The sequence below is a fragment of the Variovorax sp. R-27 genome, from assembly GCF_049913215.1.
In the GTDB taxonomy this organism is placed as follows: Bacteria; Pseudomonadota; Gammaproteobacteria; order Burkholderiales; family Burkholderiaceae_C; genus Variovorax.
Window position 1 is genome coordinate 1,459,011 of record NZ_CP183984.1, and the last position, 16,195, is coordinate 1,475,205.

A 16,195-nucleotide genomic window follows, 5' to 3' on the forward strand; every position below is an offset into this window, starting at 1 on the left:
GAATCGTTCGTATTAATCAAAATTTCGAGGAGTGGAGCAGGAATGAAGAGGTTGGTGCTGATGGGGTGCCTGGCGATTTCCACACAGCACCAGGTGCTGGCCCAGACGACGAATGCGGGCTCGCTGCCCGAAGTGCGGGTCGACGCGAATGCCGAAGCCGAGACGGCGACCACGCCGGTGATCGGCTACCGCGCGAAAAATGCGGTCACCGCCACCAAGACCGACACGCCGCTGTCGGAAACGCCCCAGTCCGTGACCGTGATCACGCGCGACCAGATGGTCGACCAGGGCGCGATCAACGTGCAGGACGCGCTCAACTACGCGGCCGGCGTGCGCTCCGACGCCTACGGCCTCGATTCGCGAACCGACTCCGTGCGGGTGCGAGGCTCCACCCCCGACGTCTACCTCGACGGCCTGCGCCAGGCCTACGGCTACTACACCAGCACCACCCGCACCGAGCCCTACACGCTGGAGCGCCTCGAAGTGCTGCGCGGCCCCTCGGGCATGCTGTTCGGCGCGGGCACGGCCGCCGGCGTGGTCAACATGGTGAGCAAGCGCCCGCTGCAGGAGGCCCAGCGCGAAGTGGGCGTGCAGTTCGGCAGCTTCGGCCGCAAGCAGATCCAGGCCGACCTCACCGGCCCGCTGAACGCTGACGGCTCCCTGTCGTACCGCCTGATCGCGCTGCAGCGCAAGTCCGACACGCAGGTCGACTACGTGCCCGACGACCGCAGCGTGATCGCGCCTTCGCTGACCTGGCGGCCTAACGCCATGACCTCGCTGACGCTGCAAGGCCTCTGGCAGAAGGACAAGAGCGGCAGCAGCTCGCAGTTCCTGCCCTGGGAGGGCACCTTGTTGCCGAACCCGAACGGACGTCTTCCAACCAGCCGCTTCATCGGCGAACCGGGCGACTACTACGACAGCGAGCGCAAGACCTTCGGCTGGCAGTTCGAGCACAAGTTCAACGACAGCTGGACGCTGCGCCAGAACTTCCGCTACGCGCGCAACGAAAACGACAACCGCTACCACTACGGCGGCGCGTTCGCGGGGGCCGAAAGCTGGGATGCCACCGACCCGATCTTCAAGCGCGTGCTGGGCCGCTACTACGACAGCTCGCTCACGCGCAACCGCACGCAGACGCTCGACAACCACGTCGAGGGCCACTTCCAGACCGGCGCCCTGAAGCACACGCTGCTCGTGGGTGCGGACTTCGCACGCCAGCGCGAGAACGTCTGGGTCGGAACGACGTTCGACACCATCGACGTCTATGCGCCGGTCTACGGCCATCTCGACGAGCCCGTGCGCGACGCGCGGCCACGCACCCGCCAGCGCCAGACGGGCGTCTATCTGCAGGACCAGATCAAGCTCGACAACTGGATCTTCGTGGCGGGCCTTCGGCACGACAGGGCCGTGTCCAGCGCTGCGGGCAGCAACGACGAGAAGAGCAGCGCCACCACCAAGCGCCTCGGCCTGATGTACGCCTCGCCCTCCGGCTGGTCGCCGTACCTGAGCTACAGCGAGTCGTTCACGCCGCAGGCTGCGCGCGAAGGCCGCATCTTCAGTCCGCTGCGCGGCGAGCAATGGGAAGTGGGCGTGAAATACGAGCCCAAGGACCGCGCCCTGGCCTTCAGCGCCGCGGTCTACGACCTGCGCGAGAAGAACCAGATCAGCGAGCCGCAGCCCAAGGTGTTCACGCAGCTCGGCGAAACCAAGACCCGCGGCGTGGAGCTGGAAGCCAAGGGCTCGATCGGCCCGAACCTCGACCTCATTGCCCACTACAACTACACCGACGCCGACGCGCTGATCGAGGGCCTGCCCAAGCACCAGGCGAGCGTCTGGGCCAAGTACAAGTTCTCGGTCGGCGGCGTGAGCGGCTTCTCGGCCGGTGCCGGGCTGCGCATGATGAGTTCGTTCCGCGACATGCAGTCGGGCGTGGGTCCGCGCATACCGGGCGTTGCGCTGGCCGATCTCGTGTTCGCCTACGAGACCGCCGCCTGGCGCTATGCGCTCAACATCAACAACGTGACGGACAAGGTCTACTTCAGCACCTGCCTGTCGCGTGGTGACTGCTGGTACGGCTCGCGCCGCAACATCGTCGCAAGCGCCACCTACCGTTTCTAGAATCCCTTTCTCCATCAGAGCCACCACGACATGAACAGCCGAAAGATCAAGACCTGGGCCTGGGTGCACAAGTGGAGCAGCCTCGTGTGCACGGTGTTCATGCTGCTGCTGTGCATCACGGGGCTGCCGCTGATCTTCCACCACGAGATCGGCCACCTGCTCGGCACCGAGGTCGAGGCGCCGAAGATGCCGGCGGGCACGCCGCACATCAGCCTCGATCGCGTGCTCGACATCGCGAAGGCGAAGCACCCCGACCGCGTGGTGCAGTTCGCCTCGCAGCCCGAGGACGACGACGGCCTGTGGTTCGTCACGCTCACGCCCACGCCGGAAGCCACGGACGACTTCAAGTCGGTCGCGGTCGATGCGCGCACGGGCGAAGTGCTCGCGCAGCCCAAGTTCGACGAAGGCTTCATGTACGTGATGTTCAAGCTGCACGTCGACCTCTTTGCCGGGCTGCCGGGCAAGCTGTTCCTCGGCTTCATGGGCCTGCTGCTGCTGGTGGCCGTCGTCTCGGGCGTGGTGCTGTATTCGCCCTTCATGCGCAAGCTCGACTTCGGCACGGTGCGGCGCGAGAAGCGGCCACGCCTGAAGTGGCTCGACCTGCACAACCTGCTGGGCATCGTCACGCTGGTGTGGGTGTTCGTGGTGGGCGCCACCGGCATGATCAACACGTGGGCCGACCTGCTCATCAAGTACTGGCAATACGACCAGCTCAGCGCACTTCTCACCCCTTACAAGAACGAGCCCATCGTGGCGGTGAACGAACGCGGCTCGGTGCAGCGCTCGATGGACGCCGCGATGCAGAAGGCGCCCGGCACGAAGCTGTCGTTCATCGCGTTCCCGGGCACGTCGTTCTCGAGCCCGCATCACACCACCTTCTTCCTGCGCGGCAACGAGCCCTTCACCTCGAAGCTCTTCCAGCCGGTGCTGGTCGACGCCAAGACGGCGCAGGTGACCGCGTCGCCGAAGCTGCCCTGGTACCTCTGGGCGCTGCTGGTGTCGCAGCCGCTGCACTTCGGCGACTACGGCGGCATGCCGATGCAGATCATCTGGGCGCTGCTCGACATAGCGACCATCATCGTGCTGGGCAGCGGGCTGTATCTCTGGCTCAAGCGGGGCAACCCCGTGCCTGCGTCCGGCAAGAAGACGGCTGCGCATGAGCAGCATGCGCCTGCCGCCCCGCAGGGCGAGCCGGCTCCGGCGATGAAGGTTCAGGCATGAAGCCGCATCAACACCATCAAAGCTTCTGGCGCATGTGGGGCTGGCCGATCGTGCTCGGCCTGCTGACCACCTTCGGGCTGATCTCGGCACTCTTCAGCGATGGCGGGCTGGGCGACATCCTGGCGTGGATCGCACTGGGCATTCCGTGCGTGGTGGGCGCCTGGTATGGCTGGCGCAAGGCGCCGGAGCGCTAGTTTTCCCTGAGAGTCGCGCCACCGCGACACGCGTAACTGGTGCGCCGAAGCAGAATCGGCGCGATGAAACCTGCGCCCGTTGCCGCCGCCTGCCTTCTCTTGCTGGGTGTTCCGCTGGCCGCGCAGGCCCAGCAGGAGCCATCGGCCGATCCTGACACCAGCGGCGCGCGTCTGCGCGAGATCACTGTCTCCACGCCACGCGGCGAAGTCGCGCCTTTCAACGTGCCAGGCTCGGTAGACCGTGTCGATGGCGACGAGATGCGCGACAGCCGCCTGCAGGTCAATCTTTCGGAAAGCCTCGGAGCGGTGCCGGGGCTGCAGGTGCAGAACCGGCTGAACTACGCGCAGGACCTGCAGCTGTCGATCCGTGGCTTCGGCGCGCGCTCGACCTTCGGCGTGCGTGGCGTACGGCTGTATGTCGATGGCATTCCCGCGACCTTGCCCGATGGCCAGGGGCAGACTTCGAACATCGACATCGGCTCGCTGGACCGGGTCGAAGTGCTGCGCGGGCCGTTCTCGGCGCTGTATGGCAACTCGTCGGGTGGCGTGGTGCAGGCATTCACCGCTTCGGGCGAGGGCGCGCCGCGGTTGGCGTACTCGCTCGCGGGTGGCAGCTTCGGCACCTGGCGGCAGTCGCTGCAACTGAGCGGATCGCAGGGGGCGGTGGACTATCTGCTCGACGCGAGCCGCTTCCACACCGACGGCTGGCGCGAGCACAGCGCGGCGCGGCGCGACATTGCCAACGGCAAGCTCGGCATCGCGCTGGACAACGGCGACAAGCTGACGCTGATCTTCAACAGCGTGCGCATCGACGCGCAGGATCCGCTGGGCCTCACGGCCGACCAGTACGCCCTGGCACCGCGCAACGCCCCGCTGGCCACGCAATACGACACCCGCAAGACGGTGGAGCAGACGCAGGCCGGTCTGCTCTACGAGCACCGCATCAACGCGCAGCAGGGGCTGCGCCTCATGGTCTACGGCGGCGAGCGCAAGACCACGCAGTTCCAGTCGATCCCGCCATCTGCGCAGCAGAGCCCGCTGCACGCGGGCGGCGTGATCGACCTGTCGCGGCAGTACGGCGGCGTGGACCTGCGCTGGAGCGCCGCGCTTACGCTGGCCGACCGGCCACTCGACGTGGTGGCGGGCCTTGCCTATGACAGCCTGCGCGAAAAGCGGCGTGGCTATGAGAACTACCTCGGGCCGGTTTCAGCACCGGTGCTCGGCGTGCAGGGGCGGCTCAGGCGCAACGAGCTCAACGAAGCCTGGAACCTCGATCCTTACGCGCAAGCCACCTGGCGCTTTACCGACCGCTGGACGCTCGAAGCCGGCGTGCGTCGCAGCAGCGTGCATTTCAACTCGCAGGACCGCTACATCGTGGGCGCGAACCGCGACGACAGCGGCAGTGCGCGCTACAGCAAAACACTGCCGGTGGCTTCGCTGCGCTACCAGGCGACTCCGGACCTGGCGCTGTACGGCTCCATCGGGCGTGGCTTCGAGACGCCGACGCTGAACGAACTCTCCTATCGGGCGAACGGCGCGAGCGGGCTCAACTTCGCGCTGCGGCCGTCGGTGAACGACAGCATCGAGGTCGGGGCCAAGGCGCGGCTTGCGGGCGGCCTGCTGACGGCGGCGCTGTTCCAGACCCGCACGCGCGACGAGATCGTCACGGACACCAACGTCGGCGGCCGCGCGACCTTCCAGAACGCGGGCCGCACCAGGCGCAACGGCTTCGAGCTGGGTTGGCAGCACGAGACTGCGAATCACTGGCGCACGCAGCTGGCCTACACGTGGCTGGACGCGACGTATCGCGATGCCTTCTGTTCGCCGTCTCCGTGCGCGGCTGCGAACACTGTGGCAGCGGGCAATCGCATTCCGGGCATTGCGCGGCAATCGTTGTTCGCATCGTTGGGCTGGGTGCCGCCCGAGGGCTGGCGCGCCGGCGTCGAGATGCGTGCGCTGGGCCGAATGCAGGCCAATGACGTCAACACCGCGAGCGCGCCGGGCTATGCCGTCGCGGCGATGTATGCGGGCTATCTGAAGAAATGGGAGCGTTGGGAGTTCAACGCCTTCGCGCGTGTCGACAACCTGTTCGACCGGCGCTACGTGGGCTCGGTCATCGTCAACGAGGGCAATGCGCGCTATTACGAGCCTGCGCCGGGCCGCAACTGGACGGTGGGTTTGAGCGGCGCTTACCGCTTCTGACCCACCGCCGTTTCTTGCTTCTTACTTGAGGCCGGCAGCTGCGCGCAGTGCTGGCGCCTGCGTCGTCGCTTCCCAGGTGAACTCGGGCTCTTCACGGCCGAAGTGGCCGTAGGCGGCGGTCTTCTGGTAGATCGGGCGCAGCAGGTCGAGCATCTGGATGATGCCCTTCGGACGCAGGTCGAAGTGCTCGCGCACGAGTTCGGCGATCTTGTCGTCGGGGATCACGCCGGTGCCTTCGGTGTAGACCGTGATGTTCATCGGCTGGGCCACGCCGATGGCGTACGCCACCTGGATCTGGCACTGGCGCGCCAGGCCGGCGGCCACGATGTTCTTGGCCACGTAGCGCGCGGCATAGGCAGCCGAGCGGTCGACCTTCGACGGGTCCTTGCCGGAGAACGCGCCACCACCGTGCGGGCAGGCGCCGCCGTAGGTGTCGACGATGATCTTGCGGCCGGTGAGGCCGCAGTCGCCCTGCGGGCCGCCGATGACGAAGCGGCCGGTCGGGTTGATCAGGTAGCGCGTGTCCTTGAGCCATTCCTTGGGCAGCACGGGCTTGATGATCTCCTCGATGATGGCTTCGTTGAACGAGGCCTTCATCTTGGTCGAGGTTTCGCTCTGGTCGGGGCTGTGCTGGGTGGAGAGCACCACGGTGTCAATGCTGTGCGGCTTGCCGTCCACGTAGCGCATCGTGACCTGGCTCTTGGCGTCGGGGCGCAGGAAGGGCAGGCGGCCGTCCTTGCGCAGCTGGGCCTGGCGCTCGACGAGGCGGTGCGCGTAGTAGATGGGCGCGGGCATCAGCTCGGGCGTTTCGTCGCAGGCGTAGCCGAACATCAGGCCCTGGTCGCCGGCGCCGGTGTTCAGGTGGTCGTCGCTGGCATGGTCCACGCCCTGGGCGATGTCGTTGGACTGCTTGTCGTAGCAGACCATCACGGCGCAACCCTTGTAGTCGATGCCGTACTCGGTGTTGTCGTAGCCGATGCGCTTGATGGTGTCGCGCGCCACCTGGATGTAGTCGACGTGCGCGTTGGTCGTGATTTCGCCAGCTAGCACGACCAGGCCGGTGTTGGTCAGCGTCTCGGCGGCCACGCGGCTGCGGGGGTCCTGCTCGAAGATCGCGTCCAGGATGGCATCCGAGATCTGGTCGGCTACCTTGTCGGGGTGGCCTTCGGAAACCGATTCGGAAGTGAAGAGGAAATCGTTCGCCATTTGTTCAAACTCCTTGAAGTGGTTGGCGCGTTGCCAACTCTGCGGAGCCATGGCGAACGCTTTAGCAGATGCCGATGAATCGGCGGGGGCACAATCGCTTCGCGCTTGTGTTTGTCGCCCTGCAAGTTGTTCCGTAACTCGGCGACAATTTGCATTCTATTCGAGCCGCGCAATACCATGCGCGCGCGTCCGTTTTTTGACCCCCTCCCGTTTTCAATGATCACCCTGTTCCGCCTGCTTGCCCGCGTGCCGATGCCGTTGATGCATCGACTCGGCGCCATGCTGGGCTGGCTGGTCTGGTGGAGCGCGCCGGACTACCGCCGCCGCTTCAAGGCCAACGCCGAGAGCGCGGGCTTCGCCCCCGACCAGTACCGTCCCGCCATTGCCGCCGCCGGCAAGATGGCTTCCGAGCTGCCCTGGCTCTGGCTGCGCCCTCAGGGCCAGACCGTGCTGCACCGTGTGGTGCGCTGGGAGGGCGTCGAGGCCTTCGAGGCGGCCATGCAGGCCAAAAAGGGCGTGATCCTGGTGGCGCCGCATCTCGGCAGCTGGGAGATGTGCGGCCAGGCCATCGGCGAGCGCTTTCTCGCGGCCTACGGGCCGATCACGGCGCTGTTTCGCCCCGCGCGCAAGAAATGGATGGCCGACCTGATCGCCGCCGGCTCGCGCGACCGGCCCGGCCTGCAGACGCTGCCTACCAACAACAGCGGCGTGCGCGGCCTGATCCGCACGCTGCGCGGCGGGGGCTACACCGGCATCCTGCCTGACCAGGTGCCGCCGTTGGGGCAGGGCGTATGGGCGCCGTTCCTGGGGCGCCCGGCCTACACCATGACCTTGCTTCCCCGCCTCGCGCAACAGACCGGCGCGGCCTGCTTCCTGAGCGTGTGCGAGCGCCTGCCGAACGGCGCGGGCTACGTGATCCGCTTCGAACCCATCGTCGGCACGGCGCTGACCGACCCGTCGGCTTCCATCGAGGACGCGGCCGCGGCCATGAACGACGCCATCGGCCGGCTGATCCACAGCCTGCCGGGCCAGTACGTGTGGGACTACGCCCGTTACAAGGAGCCGCGCGCCGAGCGCGTGGCCGCTGCCGCCGGGGAGGCCGCATGAGCCTCGGTTCCCGACTCGGCATCGGCTTCATGCGCGTGATCGCGCCGCTGCCGTTGCCGCTCGTACGCGGCTTTGGCGCATTCCTCGGCCGTATCCTCCACACCGTCGCCGTGCCGCGGCGGCGAGTGGTCGATACCAACCTGGCGGTGTGCTTCCCCGAGAAATCGGAGGCCGAGCGGCGCGCCATCGCGCGCGAGACCTTCGTCTACGTGGCGCAGTCATGGCTGGACCGCAGCTGGCTCTGGCATGCACCCGAGAAGGTGGTGGCGAGTCGGCTCAAGGTGGTCGGGGCCGCTTCGGAGATCCGCGAGATCGCCGACGGCGACGAGCCGATGATACTGTTCGCGCCGCACTTCTATGGCCTCGACGCCGCGGCCACCGCCCTGACCATGCACACGGCGCGCCCCTCGGCCACCATCTACACGACCCAGCGCGACCCCATGGTCGATGCCTGGATCCGTGAAGGCCGCACCCGCTTCGGCGACGTGGCGGCACTCAACCGGGTGGACGGCATCAAGCCCGTGCTGCAAGGCCTGCGCAAGGGCGGCCTGCTGTACCTGCTGCCCGACATGGATTTCGGGCGCGACCAGACCATCTTCGTGCCGTTCTACGGCGTGCAGGCGGCCACCGTGCCCTCGCTGTCGCGATTCGCGCGGCTGGGCAAGGCCAAGGTGGTGCCGGTGGTGTCGAAGCTCACGCCCGGGGGCTACGAGATCGAGATCCTGCCGACCTGGCAGAACTTCCCGACCGACGACGTCGAGGCCGACACCACGCTCATGAACACGCGGCTGCAGGGCTACATCGACACGATGCCTGCCCAGTACTACTGGGTGCATCGGCGGTTCAAGACCCGCCCGGAGGGCGAGGCTCCTATTTACTGAGCGCGCTGCAGGAAGCCTTCGATCTCGCGGGCGACCAGCTGTGGTTGCTCGTGCACGATCCAGTGGGTCGCGTTCGGCACCTTCTTCACCTCGAGCTTCGGCACATAGTCTCCCAGCCCTTCGAGCAGCCCGGGCAGCAGCGCCGCGTCGTCGAGCGCCCAGAACACGAAGGTCGGCACTTCCACCGTGAGCCGTTCGCGCGGCAGCACGGGGATGCTGTCGATGGTCTGGCCCGGCAGCGGCGGCTTCATCGGCGTCACGCGGTAGAGGTTGCAGGCGCCCGTGAGGCCCGCACTCCAGACTTCGCGGTACTTCTGCTTCACTTCTTCGGTGAGCCAGCCGAAGCCGTCCGGGCCGGCCTTCATCAGCAGGAAGAAGGGCCACATGCGCTTGAAGTCGTCGGCCGCGAGCAGCCCCTCGGCGTCGGGGCGCGCGAGGAAGTTCATGTAGGCGCTGGCTTGCTGCTGTTCCGGGCTGTTGCGCAGTTCGCGGGTGAAGGTGCCTGGGTGCGGCGAATTGATGATGACCAGCTTGCCGACCTGCTGCGGGAATGCGTTGGCATAGCCCCAGGCAAAGGCGCCGCCCCAGTCGTGGGCCACCAGCGCGGCCATGGTGCCATCGGCGCTTTCGGTCGCGACGAGTTGCTGGATGTCCTGAATCAGCAGGTGAGCCTTGTAGGCCGCCACTTCCGTCGGCGCGCTCGACTTTTCGAAACCGCGCAGGTTGGGCGCCACGCAGCGGTAGCCGCCGTGGGCGGGGTCCGCGAAGTAGTCGAGCAGTTCGTCCCAGATGAACGCGGCCTCCGGGAAGCCGTGGAGGAACACCATCAGCGGCTGGCCCGGCTTGCCGGCGGCGCGGCAGCTCAGGGTGGTGCCGTTGGGCAGGCTGCGTTGGAAGGTCTCGATCATGCTTCTTGTCTCCTTGGGTTGACTGTCGCTATTGTTTTGATAGTGAACTGCGCAGATGGGACGGTCGGTACAGCCTGTTTTGTGATCAGGCCTCTTCTGGCTCCGCCGGCGGCTCCGATGGCGTTGCCGGTGCGGCAGCCCCATCCGGATGCACCCAGCGCCACAGCAGTTCGGCTGCTTCGCCAACGCCCTGCTTCTTCAAGGCCGAGAACAGTTTCACCTCGCCGCCGCCGGCGTTCAGTCGCGTAATGGACAGCACCTTGGCGGCTTCGCTGCGCGTGAGCTTGTCGGACTTGGTCAGCAGCACGAGGAACTTGAGGCCCTGTTCCACGCGCGGGCGGATCACGTCGAGCAGGATCTCGTCGAGCTCGGTCAGGCCGTGGCGCGGGTCGCACATCAGCACCACGCCGCGCAGGCTTTCGCGCGTCATCAGGTAGTTGCCCATCACGCGCTGCCAGCGCAGCTTGGCTTCGCGCGGAACGGCCGCATAGCCGTAGCCGGGCAGGTCGGCCAGCACCGCGTCGTCTACCTTCTGCTTGCCGATGCCGAACAGGTTGATGTGCTGGGTGCGGCCGGGCGTCTTGGAGGCGAACGCCAAGCGCGTCTGCTGCGTGAGGGTGTTGATGGCGGTCGACTTGCCTGCGTTGGAGCGGCCGACGAAGGCGATCTCGGGCAGGTCGACCGGGGGCAGATGCTCCAGCTGGGGGGCGCTGGTGAGGAAGTGGGCGGTGTGCAGCCAGCCGAGCGCAACGCGCTCGCGTTCAGCGACCTGGGGGTCCGCGGCGGGGGCCGCGCGGGGAGGATAGGCAGCGGGCTTGGCGCGCGGGGAGGGCATCTACGGACTTTCGAAACAAGACCCACATTGTAGAATCGTGAGGTTTTGCGCCATAAATTCGAAGCCCCCGATATGAAGTTGTTTGCCAATATTCTGCTTGCAGCCCTCGTGGGCATCGCATCCAGCGCGAGTTTTGCAGCCGATGAACACGCGGCTGCTCCGGCCGCGGCGCCTGCAAAACCGGCCAAGCCGGACCCCGCCAAGGGGGACACGCTGTTCAATGCGAGCACTCCAACAGTGCAGAGCTGCGCCTCGTGCCACAACGCCGACGGCAACTCGACCATCGCGGCCAATCCCAAGCTGGCGCAACAGCATCCCGAATACATCCTCAAGCAGCTGGAAGACTTCAAGTCCGGCAAGCGCAAGAACAGCGTCATGAGTCCCATGGCCGCGAACCTCAGCGACCAGGACATGCGCGACATCGCCTGGTTCGTGGCCTCGAAGAAGGTCAAGACCGGCTTCTCGAAGAGCAAGGACACCGTGGCCTTGGGCGAGAAGATCTACCGCGGCGGTATCGGTGAGCGCTCCATCCCCGCCTGCGCCGGCTGCCACAGCCCCAACGGCGCCGGCTTGCCCGCTCAATACCCGCGCCTGGGCGGCCAGAACGCCGACTACACCGTGGCCCAGCTCAAGGCCTTCCGTGGCGACGGCACTCCCGTGCGTACCAACAGCGGCCCCATGACAGGCGTCGCTGCCAAGCTCAACGACCGCGAAATTGCCGCCGTGGCGGACTACATCGCCGGCTTGCGCTGATGACGATGCGCTCCAGAGCGTGAACTAACCGCCGACAACAACCCCAAACAAAGGGCGGGCCGATCCAGCAGGATGGCCCGCCTTTTTGCTTTCTTCCCTTCTTCCCTTACCTTCGCCCGATGTCCGTCTCCACCCATGGCCTTCGCGTTCATCGCGGCCCGCACATGCTTCGCGCTGCGGTGGAGCTGTTTTCGTCGATGCGCTTCGCGATCGCGCTGCTCACCATCATCTGCATCGCGTCGATCATCGGCACCGTGCTCAAGCAGCACGAGCCGATCAACAACTACATCAACCAGTTCGGTCCGTTCTGGGCCGAGCTGTTCCGCGCGGCGCGGCTCGACTCCATCTACAGCGCCTGGTGGTTCCTGCTGATCCTGCTGTTCCTCGTGATCAGCACCACGCTGTGCATTGCGCGCAACACGCCGCGCATCCTGGTCGACCTCAAGACCTTCAAGGAAGACATCCGTGCGCAGAGCCTGAAGGCCTTCGGCCAGCGTGCTGAGAACCGGCTCGGTGAAACGCCCGAAGCAGCGGCCAACCGCATCGGGCAGCTGCTGGTGAGCGGCGGCTGGAAGGTCAAGCTGCAGCAGCGCGAGGCCGTCGATGGCAGCCGGCCGACTTCCGCAGGCTGGATGGTCGCGGCGCGCGCCGGCGGCGCCCACAAGCTCGGCTACATCGCGGCCCACAGCGCGATCGTGCTGGTGTGCATCGGCGGCCTGCTCGACGGCGACCTCGTGGTGCGCGCGCAGACCTGGTTCAACGGCAAGAGCGTGTTCACCGGCGGCGGCATGATCGCCGACGTGGCGCCGGAGCACCGCCTGTCCGCCAGCAACCCGACCTTCCGCGGCAACATCCTCGTGCCCGAGGGCGGGCAGGGCAGCGTGGCCATCCTGAACCAGTCCGACGGCGTGCTGCTGCAGGAGCTGCCGTTCTCCATCGAGCTGAAGAAGTTCATCGTCGACTACTACTCGACCGGCATGCCCAAGCTTTTCGCGAGCGAGGTGGTGCTGCACGACCGCGAGACCGGCGAGCAGGTGCCCGCGCGCATCGAGGTCAACCACCCGGCCAGCTACAAGGGCGTGGAGATCTACCAGTCGAGCTTCGACGATGGCGGCTCGAAGGTGAAGCTCAAGGCAGTGCCGATGGCGGCCGCTGCCAAGTCTTTCGAAGTGGAAGGCATCATCGGCGGCCCGAGCACCGAGATCACCAACGGCAAGGACAAGCTCACGCTCGAATACGCTGCGCTGCGCGTGATCAACGTCGAGAACTTCGCCGACGCCGGCGCCATGGGCAGCGGCGCCGACGTGCGCAAGGTCGACCTGCGCCACGACATCGAATCGCGCTTGGGCGCCGCCAACAAGACCAACAAGCCGAAGGTGCTGCGCAACATCGGCCCGAGCATCGGCTACAAGCTGCGCGATGCTGCCGGCCAGGCGCGCGAGTATCAAAACTACATGGTGCCGGTCGACACCGGCGACGGCCAGCCGGTGTTCCTGCTCGGCATGCGCGAGAAGCCCGAAGACCCGTTCCGCTACCTGCGCGTGCCGGCCGACGAGCAGGGCTCGATGGATGGTTTCGTGCGCATGCGCGCCGCACTCGGCGACGCCGACACCCGCGCGCGTGCCATCGAGCGCTACATCGCCAAGGCGACCGACCCCAAGCGTCCTGAAATGGCCGAGCAGCTGCGCGTGTCGGCCGCGCGCGCGCTGGCGCTGTTCTCGGGCAGCGAGCGTGCCAAGGCCGACGCCACCACCGCAGGCGGCTGGCAGGCGATTGCAGAGTTCATGGAAGTCAACGTGCCCGAGGCCGAGCGCGAGCGCGCAGGCGGCGTGCTGGTGCGCATCCTGAACGATGTGCTGTTCGAAGTGCTCAACCTGAGCCGCGAAGGCGCCGGCCTGGCCGCGCTGCCGAACGACGAGAAGTCGCAGGCCTACCTGACCCAGGCCGTGCTGGCCATCAGCGACGCGCACTTCTACCCGGCCCCGGTCGCGATGATGATGACCGACTTCACCCAGGTGCAGGCCAGCGTGTTCCAGGTGGCGCGCGCCCCTGGCAAGAACGTCGTCTATCTGGGCTGTCTGTTGCTGATCGTCGGGATTTTTGCCATGCTGTACGTCCGTGAGCGGCGCCTCTGGGTGTGGCTGACGCCCGATGGCAACGGGACCGACGGTGCCACGGCGGCCACGATGGCGTTCTCGGTCAATCGCAAGACCATGGACAGTGACCGCGAATTCGAGCACCTCAAGCACAAGCTGCTCGCCCTGAACAAGACAGAACCCGAGACACCATGAACACCACGACCCTCACGCTCAATGAAAGCTGGCTCTCGCGCCGCAACCTGTTCGACTGGGTGTTTGCGGCGCTGGTGCTGGCCGGCGGCCTGTTCGCGTTCGCGCGCTATGCGGGGTCGATGGACTATTACGAGAAGCCGATCCTCGTCGCCGCGGTGATCGCGATGATCTCCATCGGCTGGTTCTGGCGGCCGTTGCGCGTGCTGGCCATCGTGGTGGCCGCGGCGTCGCTGCTGGCCATCGCGTCGTACCAGGGCGACCTGGCACGCGCCGACACGGTGTTCTGGCTCAAGTACTTTTTGTCGAGCCAGTCGGCCATCCTCTGGATGAGCGTGCTGTTCTTCATGGGTACGCTGTTCTACTGGCTCGGCTTCTTCGGCGGCAAGCAGTCGGATGCTTTCGACATGATCGGCTCGCGCCTGACCTGGGCTGCAGTGACGATGGCGCTGATCGGCACCATGGTGCGCTGGTATGAAAGCCACCTGCTCGGCCCGGACATCGGCCACATCCCGGTCAGCAACCTGTACGAAGTGTTCGTGCTGTTCTGCTGGCTGACGGCCACGTTCTACCTTTACTTCGAAGAGCGCTACAACACGCGCGCGCTCGGCGCCTTCGTGATGCTGGTGGTGAGCGCGGCGGTCGGCTTTCTGCTCTGGTACACGATCGTGCGCGAGGCGCATGAAATCCAGCCGCTGGTGCCTGCACTGCAGAGCTGGTGGATGAAGCTGCACGTGCCGGCCAACTTCATCGGCTACGGCACCTTCGCGCTGTCGGCCATGGTCGCCTTCGCCTATCTCATCAAGGAGCAGGCCAACGAGACGCGCTGGTACAAGCTCACGCCGATCTGGCTGCTGGGCGTGGCGCTGTGCTTCGTGCCGGTGGCGTTCCGCCAGCGCGTGCAGGAAGCTGGCGGCAGCTACTGGGTGGTCTATGCAGGCATCTCGGCGCTGATCGCGGCGGGCATCCTGCTGGGGCGCAAGCGCATCGCGGCGCGCCTGCCGGCCAACGACGTGCTCGACGACGTCATGTACAAGTCGATCACCGTCGGCTTCGCCTTCTTCACCATCGCCACAGTGCTGGGCGCCCTGTGGGCGGCCGATGCCTGGGGCGGCTACTGGAGCTGGGACCCGAAGGAAACCTGGGCGCTGATCGTCTGGCTCAACTACGCGGCCTGGCTGCACATGCGGCTCGTGAAGGGCCTGCGCGGCACCGTGGCGGCCTGGTGGGCACTGGGCGGGCTGGCGGTCACCACTTTCGCCTTCCTTGGCGTGAACATGTTCCTGAGCGGGCTGCACAGCTACGGCACGCTGTAGACGCAGGCTTGCGGTCTTTCGCGAAGAATTGAAACCGCGCGCCGCGACGGCGCGTAACCAAATCAGGGTTGGTCACGAACTACCCTGAGCACAACGATTCACGCGAAAGGCCTGTCATGTCGTTCCATTCCCGCCCGATCCGTCGCAACAGCAGCAGCGACAACGGCTTCACCCACCCGCTGTCGAGCGAGATCACGCCGCGCGCCGCCTACGAAAGCCGGCGCGACATGCTGAAGCTCATGGCTGGTGGCGCGGCAGGGGCGGCGCTGGCCGGTTTTGCCTCGCGCGAAGCGTGGGCTCAGGCCGAGCGCCCCAACAAGCTTGCGCCGCTGTCGGGAACCAAGTCGGCGGTGCCAGGTGCCATGTCGATGGAAAAGCTCACCGACTACAAGGACGCGTCGACCTACAACAACTACTACGAGTTCGGCACCGACAAGGCCGATCCGGCCAAGAATGCCGGCACGCTGAAGACGCGGCCGTGGACCGTGGAGGTCGAAGGCCTGGTCAAGAAGCCGGGCAAGTACGGCATCGAAGACCTGCTCAAGCTCAGCGCGCAGGAAGAGCGCATCTACCGCCTGCGATGTGTCGAAGGCTGGTCGATGGTCATTCCGTGGGTCGGCTATTCGCTGGCCGAGCTGATCAAGAAGGTCGAGCCGCAGGGCAATGCCAAGTTCGTCGAGTTCGTGACGCTGGCCGACCCCAAGACCATGCCCTTCGTGGGCTCGCGCGTGCTCGACTGGCCCTATACCGAAGGCCTGCGCATGGACGAAGCGATGCATCCGCTCACGCTGCTTGCCTTCGGCATGTACGGTGAGGTGCTGCCCAACCAGAACGGTGCGCCGGTGCGGCTCGTGGTGCCGTGGAAGTACGGTTTCAAGTCGGCCAAGTCGATCGTGAAGATCCGCTTCGTCGAAAAGGAACCGAGCACGGCGTGGAACAAGGCTGCGGCCAACGAGTACGGCTTCTATTCGAACGTGAACCCGAACGTCGACCACCCGCGCTGGAGCCAGGCGACCGAGCGCCGCATCGGCGACGGCGGCGGCCTGTTCGCCAAGCGGCGCAAGACCGAGATGTTCAACGGCTACGAAGCCCAGGTCGGCCAGCTCTATGCGGGCATGGACCTGAAGAAGAACTACTGAGCTTGCCTCTGCACCCGGCCATCGCTC

At 66.3% G+C, this 16,195-nt stretch carries 13 protein-coding genes; 10 read left to right on the forward strand and 3 right to left on the reverse strand.

Translation table 11 applies throughout. The annotated features are described in order from the left end of the window. Positions 1-42 precede the first annotated feature (42 nt). The 4 genes from ACN9MV_RS06490 to ACN9MV_RS06505 all read left to right on the forward strand — a co-directional run bounded on the left by ACN9MV_RS06490 (position 43) and on the right by ACN9MV_RS06505 (position 5,735). A complete protein-coding gene (locus tag ACN9MV_RS06490; RefSeq protein ID WP_426391638.1) occupies positions 43-2,118 on the forward strand; it encodes a TonB-dependent siderophore receptor in 2,076 nt (691 codons plus the stop codon). A gap of 30 nt (positions 2,119-2,148) precedes the next feature. After that, a complete protein-coding gene (locus ACN9MV_RS06495; protein ID WP_426391639.1) occupies positions 2,149-3,339 on the forward strand; it encodes a PepSY-associated TM helix domain-containing protein in 1,191 nt (396 codons plus the stop codon). Further along, entirely contained in the window at positions 3,336-3,533 is a 198-nt protein-coding gene (locus ACN9MV_RS06500; RefSeq protein ID WP_093048485.1) for a hypothetical protein, read from the forward strand. The genes ACN9MV_RS06495 and ACN9MV_RS06500 overlap by 4 nt, the downstream gene beginning before the upstream one ends. Positions 3,534-3,596: 63 nt before the next feature. Continuing rightward, positions 3,597-5,735: a TonB-dependent receptor domain-containing protein gene (locus ACN9MV_RS06505; RefSeq protein WP_426391640.1), complete on the forward strand. Its 2,139-nt coding sequence runs from the start codon at positions 3,597-3,599 to the stop codon at positions 5,733-5,735. A 21-nt stretch (positions 5,736-5,756) separates the two neighbouring features. On the opposite strand, the gene metK is transcribed toward ACN9MV_RS06505, so the two are convergent. Continuing rightward, entirely contained in the window at positions 5,757-6,941 is a 1,185-nt protein-coding gene (metK, locus tag ACN9MV_RS06510; RefSeq protein ID WP_093050301.1) for a methionine adenosyltransferase, read from the reverse strand. A gap of 216 nt (positions 6,942-7,157) precedes the next feature. Here metK and ACN9MV_RS06515 point away from each other — a divergent pair, with 216 nt between their 5' ends. After that, positions 7,158-8,048, forward strand: a complete 891-nt coding sequence (locus tag ACN9MV_RS06515) for a lysophospholipid acyltransferase family protein (RefSeq protein ID WP_093048491.1) — start codon at positions 7,158-7,160, stop codon at positions 8,046-8,048. Next, positions 8,045-8,929: a lipid A biosynthesis acyltransferase gene (locus tag ACN9MV_RS06520; protein WP_093048494.1), complete on the forward strand. Its 885-nt coding sequence runs from the start codon at positions 8,045-8,047 to the stop codon at positions 8,927-8,929. Before ACN9MV_RS06515 ends, ACN9MV_RS06520 begins: the two co-directional genes overlap by 4 nt. On the opposite strand, the gene ACN9MV_RS06525 is transcribed toward ACN9MV_RS06520, so the two are convergent. Continuing rightward, positions 8,923-9,837 carry an alpha/beta fold hydrolase gene (locus ACN9MV_RS06525; RefSeq protein ID WP_426391641.1) on the reverse strand — a complete coding sequence of 305 codons (915 nt, stop codon included), beginning with the start codon at positions 9,835-9,837 and terminating at the stop codon, positions 8,923-8,925. The genes ACN9MV_RS06520 and ACN9MV_RS06525 overlap by 7 nt on opposite strands. 85 nt (positions 9,838-9,922) lie before the next feature. Beyond that, on the reverse strand, positions 9,923-10,672 hold the full coding sequence (gene yihA / locus ACN9MV_RS06530; RefSeq protein ID WP_093048504.1) for a ribosome biogenesis GTP-binding protein YihA/YsxC: 750 nt from the start codon (positions 10,670-10,672) through the stop codon (positions 9,923-9,925). A 72-nt stretch (positions 10,673-10,744) separates the two neighbouring features. Here yihA and ACN9MV_RS06535 point away from each other — a divergent pair, with 72 nt between their 5' ends. From ACN9MV_RS06535 to msrP, 4 genes are all read left to right on the forward strand, one after another. Continuing rightward, the gene (locus tag ACN9MV_RS06535) at positions 10,745-11,425 is read left to right on the forward strand and encodes a c-type cytochrome (RefSeq protein ID WP_093075895.1); all 681 of its coding nucleotides are present in this window, start codon (positions 10,745-10,747) and stop codon (positions 11,423-11,425) included. A gap of 119 nt (positions 11,426-11,544) precedes the next feature. Beyond that, the gene (locus ACN9MV_RS06540) at positions 11,545-13,716 is read left to right on the forward strand and encodes a cytochrome c biogenesis protein ResB (protein WP_093075894.1); all 2,172 of its coding nucleotides are present in this window, start codon (positions 11,545-11,547) and stop codon (positions 13,714-13,716) included. Next, on the forward strand, positions 13,713-15,029 hold the full coding sequence (gene ccsB, locus ACN9MV_RS06545) for a c-type cytochrome biogenesis protein CcsB (RefSeq protein WP_093048512.1): 1,317 nt from the start codon (positions 13,713-13,715) through the stop codon (positions 15,027-15,029). The genes ACN9MV_RS06540 and ccsB overlap by 4 nt, the downstream gene beginning before the upstream one ends. Before the next feature lie 116 nt (positions 15,030-15,145). After that, positions 15,146-16,168 carry a protein-methionine-sulfoxide reductase catalytic subunit MsrP gene (msrP, locus tag ACN9MV_RS06550; protein WP_426391643.1) on the forward strand — a complete coding sequence of 341 codons (1,023 nt, stop codon included), beginning with the start codon at positions 15,146-15,148 and terminating at the stop codon, positions 16,166-16,168. The last annotated feature ends 27 nt before the right edge of the window (positions 16,169-16,195 follow it).

What these genes read in the sequence shown, in the direction of transcription:
- ACN9MV_RS06490 (WP_426391638.1), top strand. Translation starts at nt 43, where the DNA reads ATGAAGAGGTTGGTGCTGATGGGGTGCCTGGCGATTTCCACACAGCAC.
- msrP (WP_426391643.1), top strand. Translation starts at nt 15,146, where the DNA reads ATGTCGTTCCATTCCCGCCCGATCCGTCGCAACAGCAGCAGCGACAAC.
- ACN9MV_RS06535 (WP_093075895.1), top strand. Translation starts at nt 10,745, where the DNA reads ATGAAGTTGTTTGCCAATATTCTGCTTGCAGCCCTCGTGGGCATCGCA.
- yihA (WP_093048504.1), bottom strand. Translation starts at nt 10,672, where the DNA reads ATGCCCTCCCCGCGCGCCAAGCCCGCTGCCTATCCTCCCCGCGCGGCC.
- ccsB (WP_093048512.1), top strand. Translation starts at nt 13,713, where the DNA reads ATGAACACCACGACCCTCACGCTCAATGAAAGCTGGCTCTCGCGCCGC.
- ACN9MV_RS06520 (WP_093048494.1), top strand. Translation starts at nt 8,045, where the DNA reads ATGAGCCTCGGTTCCCGACTCGGCATCGGCTTCATGCGCGTGATCGCG.
- ACN9MV_RS06495 (WP_426391639.1), top strand. Translation starts at nt 2,149, where the DNA reads ATGAACAGCCGAAAGATCAAGACCTGGGCCTGGGTGCACAAGTGGAGC.
- metK (WP_093050301.1), bottom strand. Translation starts at nt 6,941, where the DNA reads ATGGCGAACGATTTCCTCTTCACTTCCGAATCGGTTTCCGAAGGCCAC.
- ACN9MV_RS06515 (WP_093048491.1), top strand. Translation starts at nt 7,158, where the DNA reads ATGATCACCCTGTTCCGCCTGCTTGCCCGCGTGCCGATGCCGTTGATG.
- ACN9MV_RS06500 (WP_093048485.1), top strand. Translation starts at nt 3,336, where the DNA reads ATGAAGCCGCATCAACACCATCAAAGCTTCTGGCGCATGTGGGGCTGG.
- ACN9MV_RS06505 (WP_426391640.1), top strand. Translation starts at nt 3,597, where the DNA reads ATGAAACCTGCGCCCGTTGCCGCCGCCTGCCTTCTCTTGCTGGGTGTT.
- ACN9MV_RS06525 (WP_426391641.1), bottom strand. Translation starts at nt 9,837, where the DNA reads ATGATCGAGACCTTCCAACGCAGCCTGCCCAACGGCACCACCCTGAGC.
- ACN9MV_RS06540 (WP_093075894.1), top strand. Translation starts at nt 11,545, where the DNA reads ATGTCCGTCTCCACCCATGGCCTTCGCGTTCATCGCGGCCCGCACATG.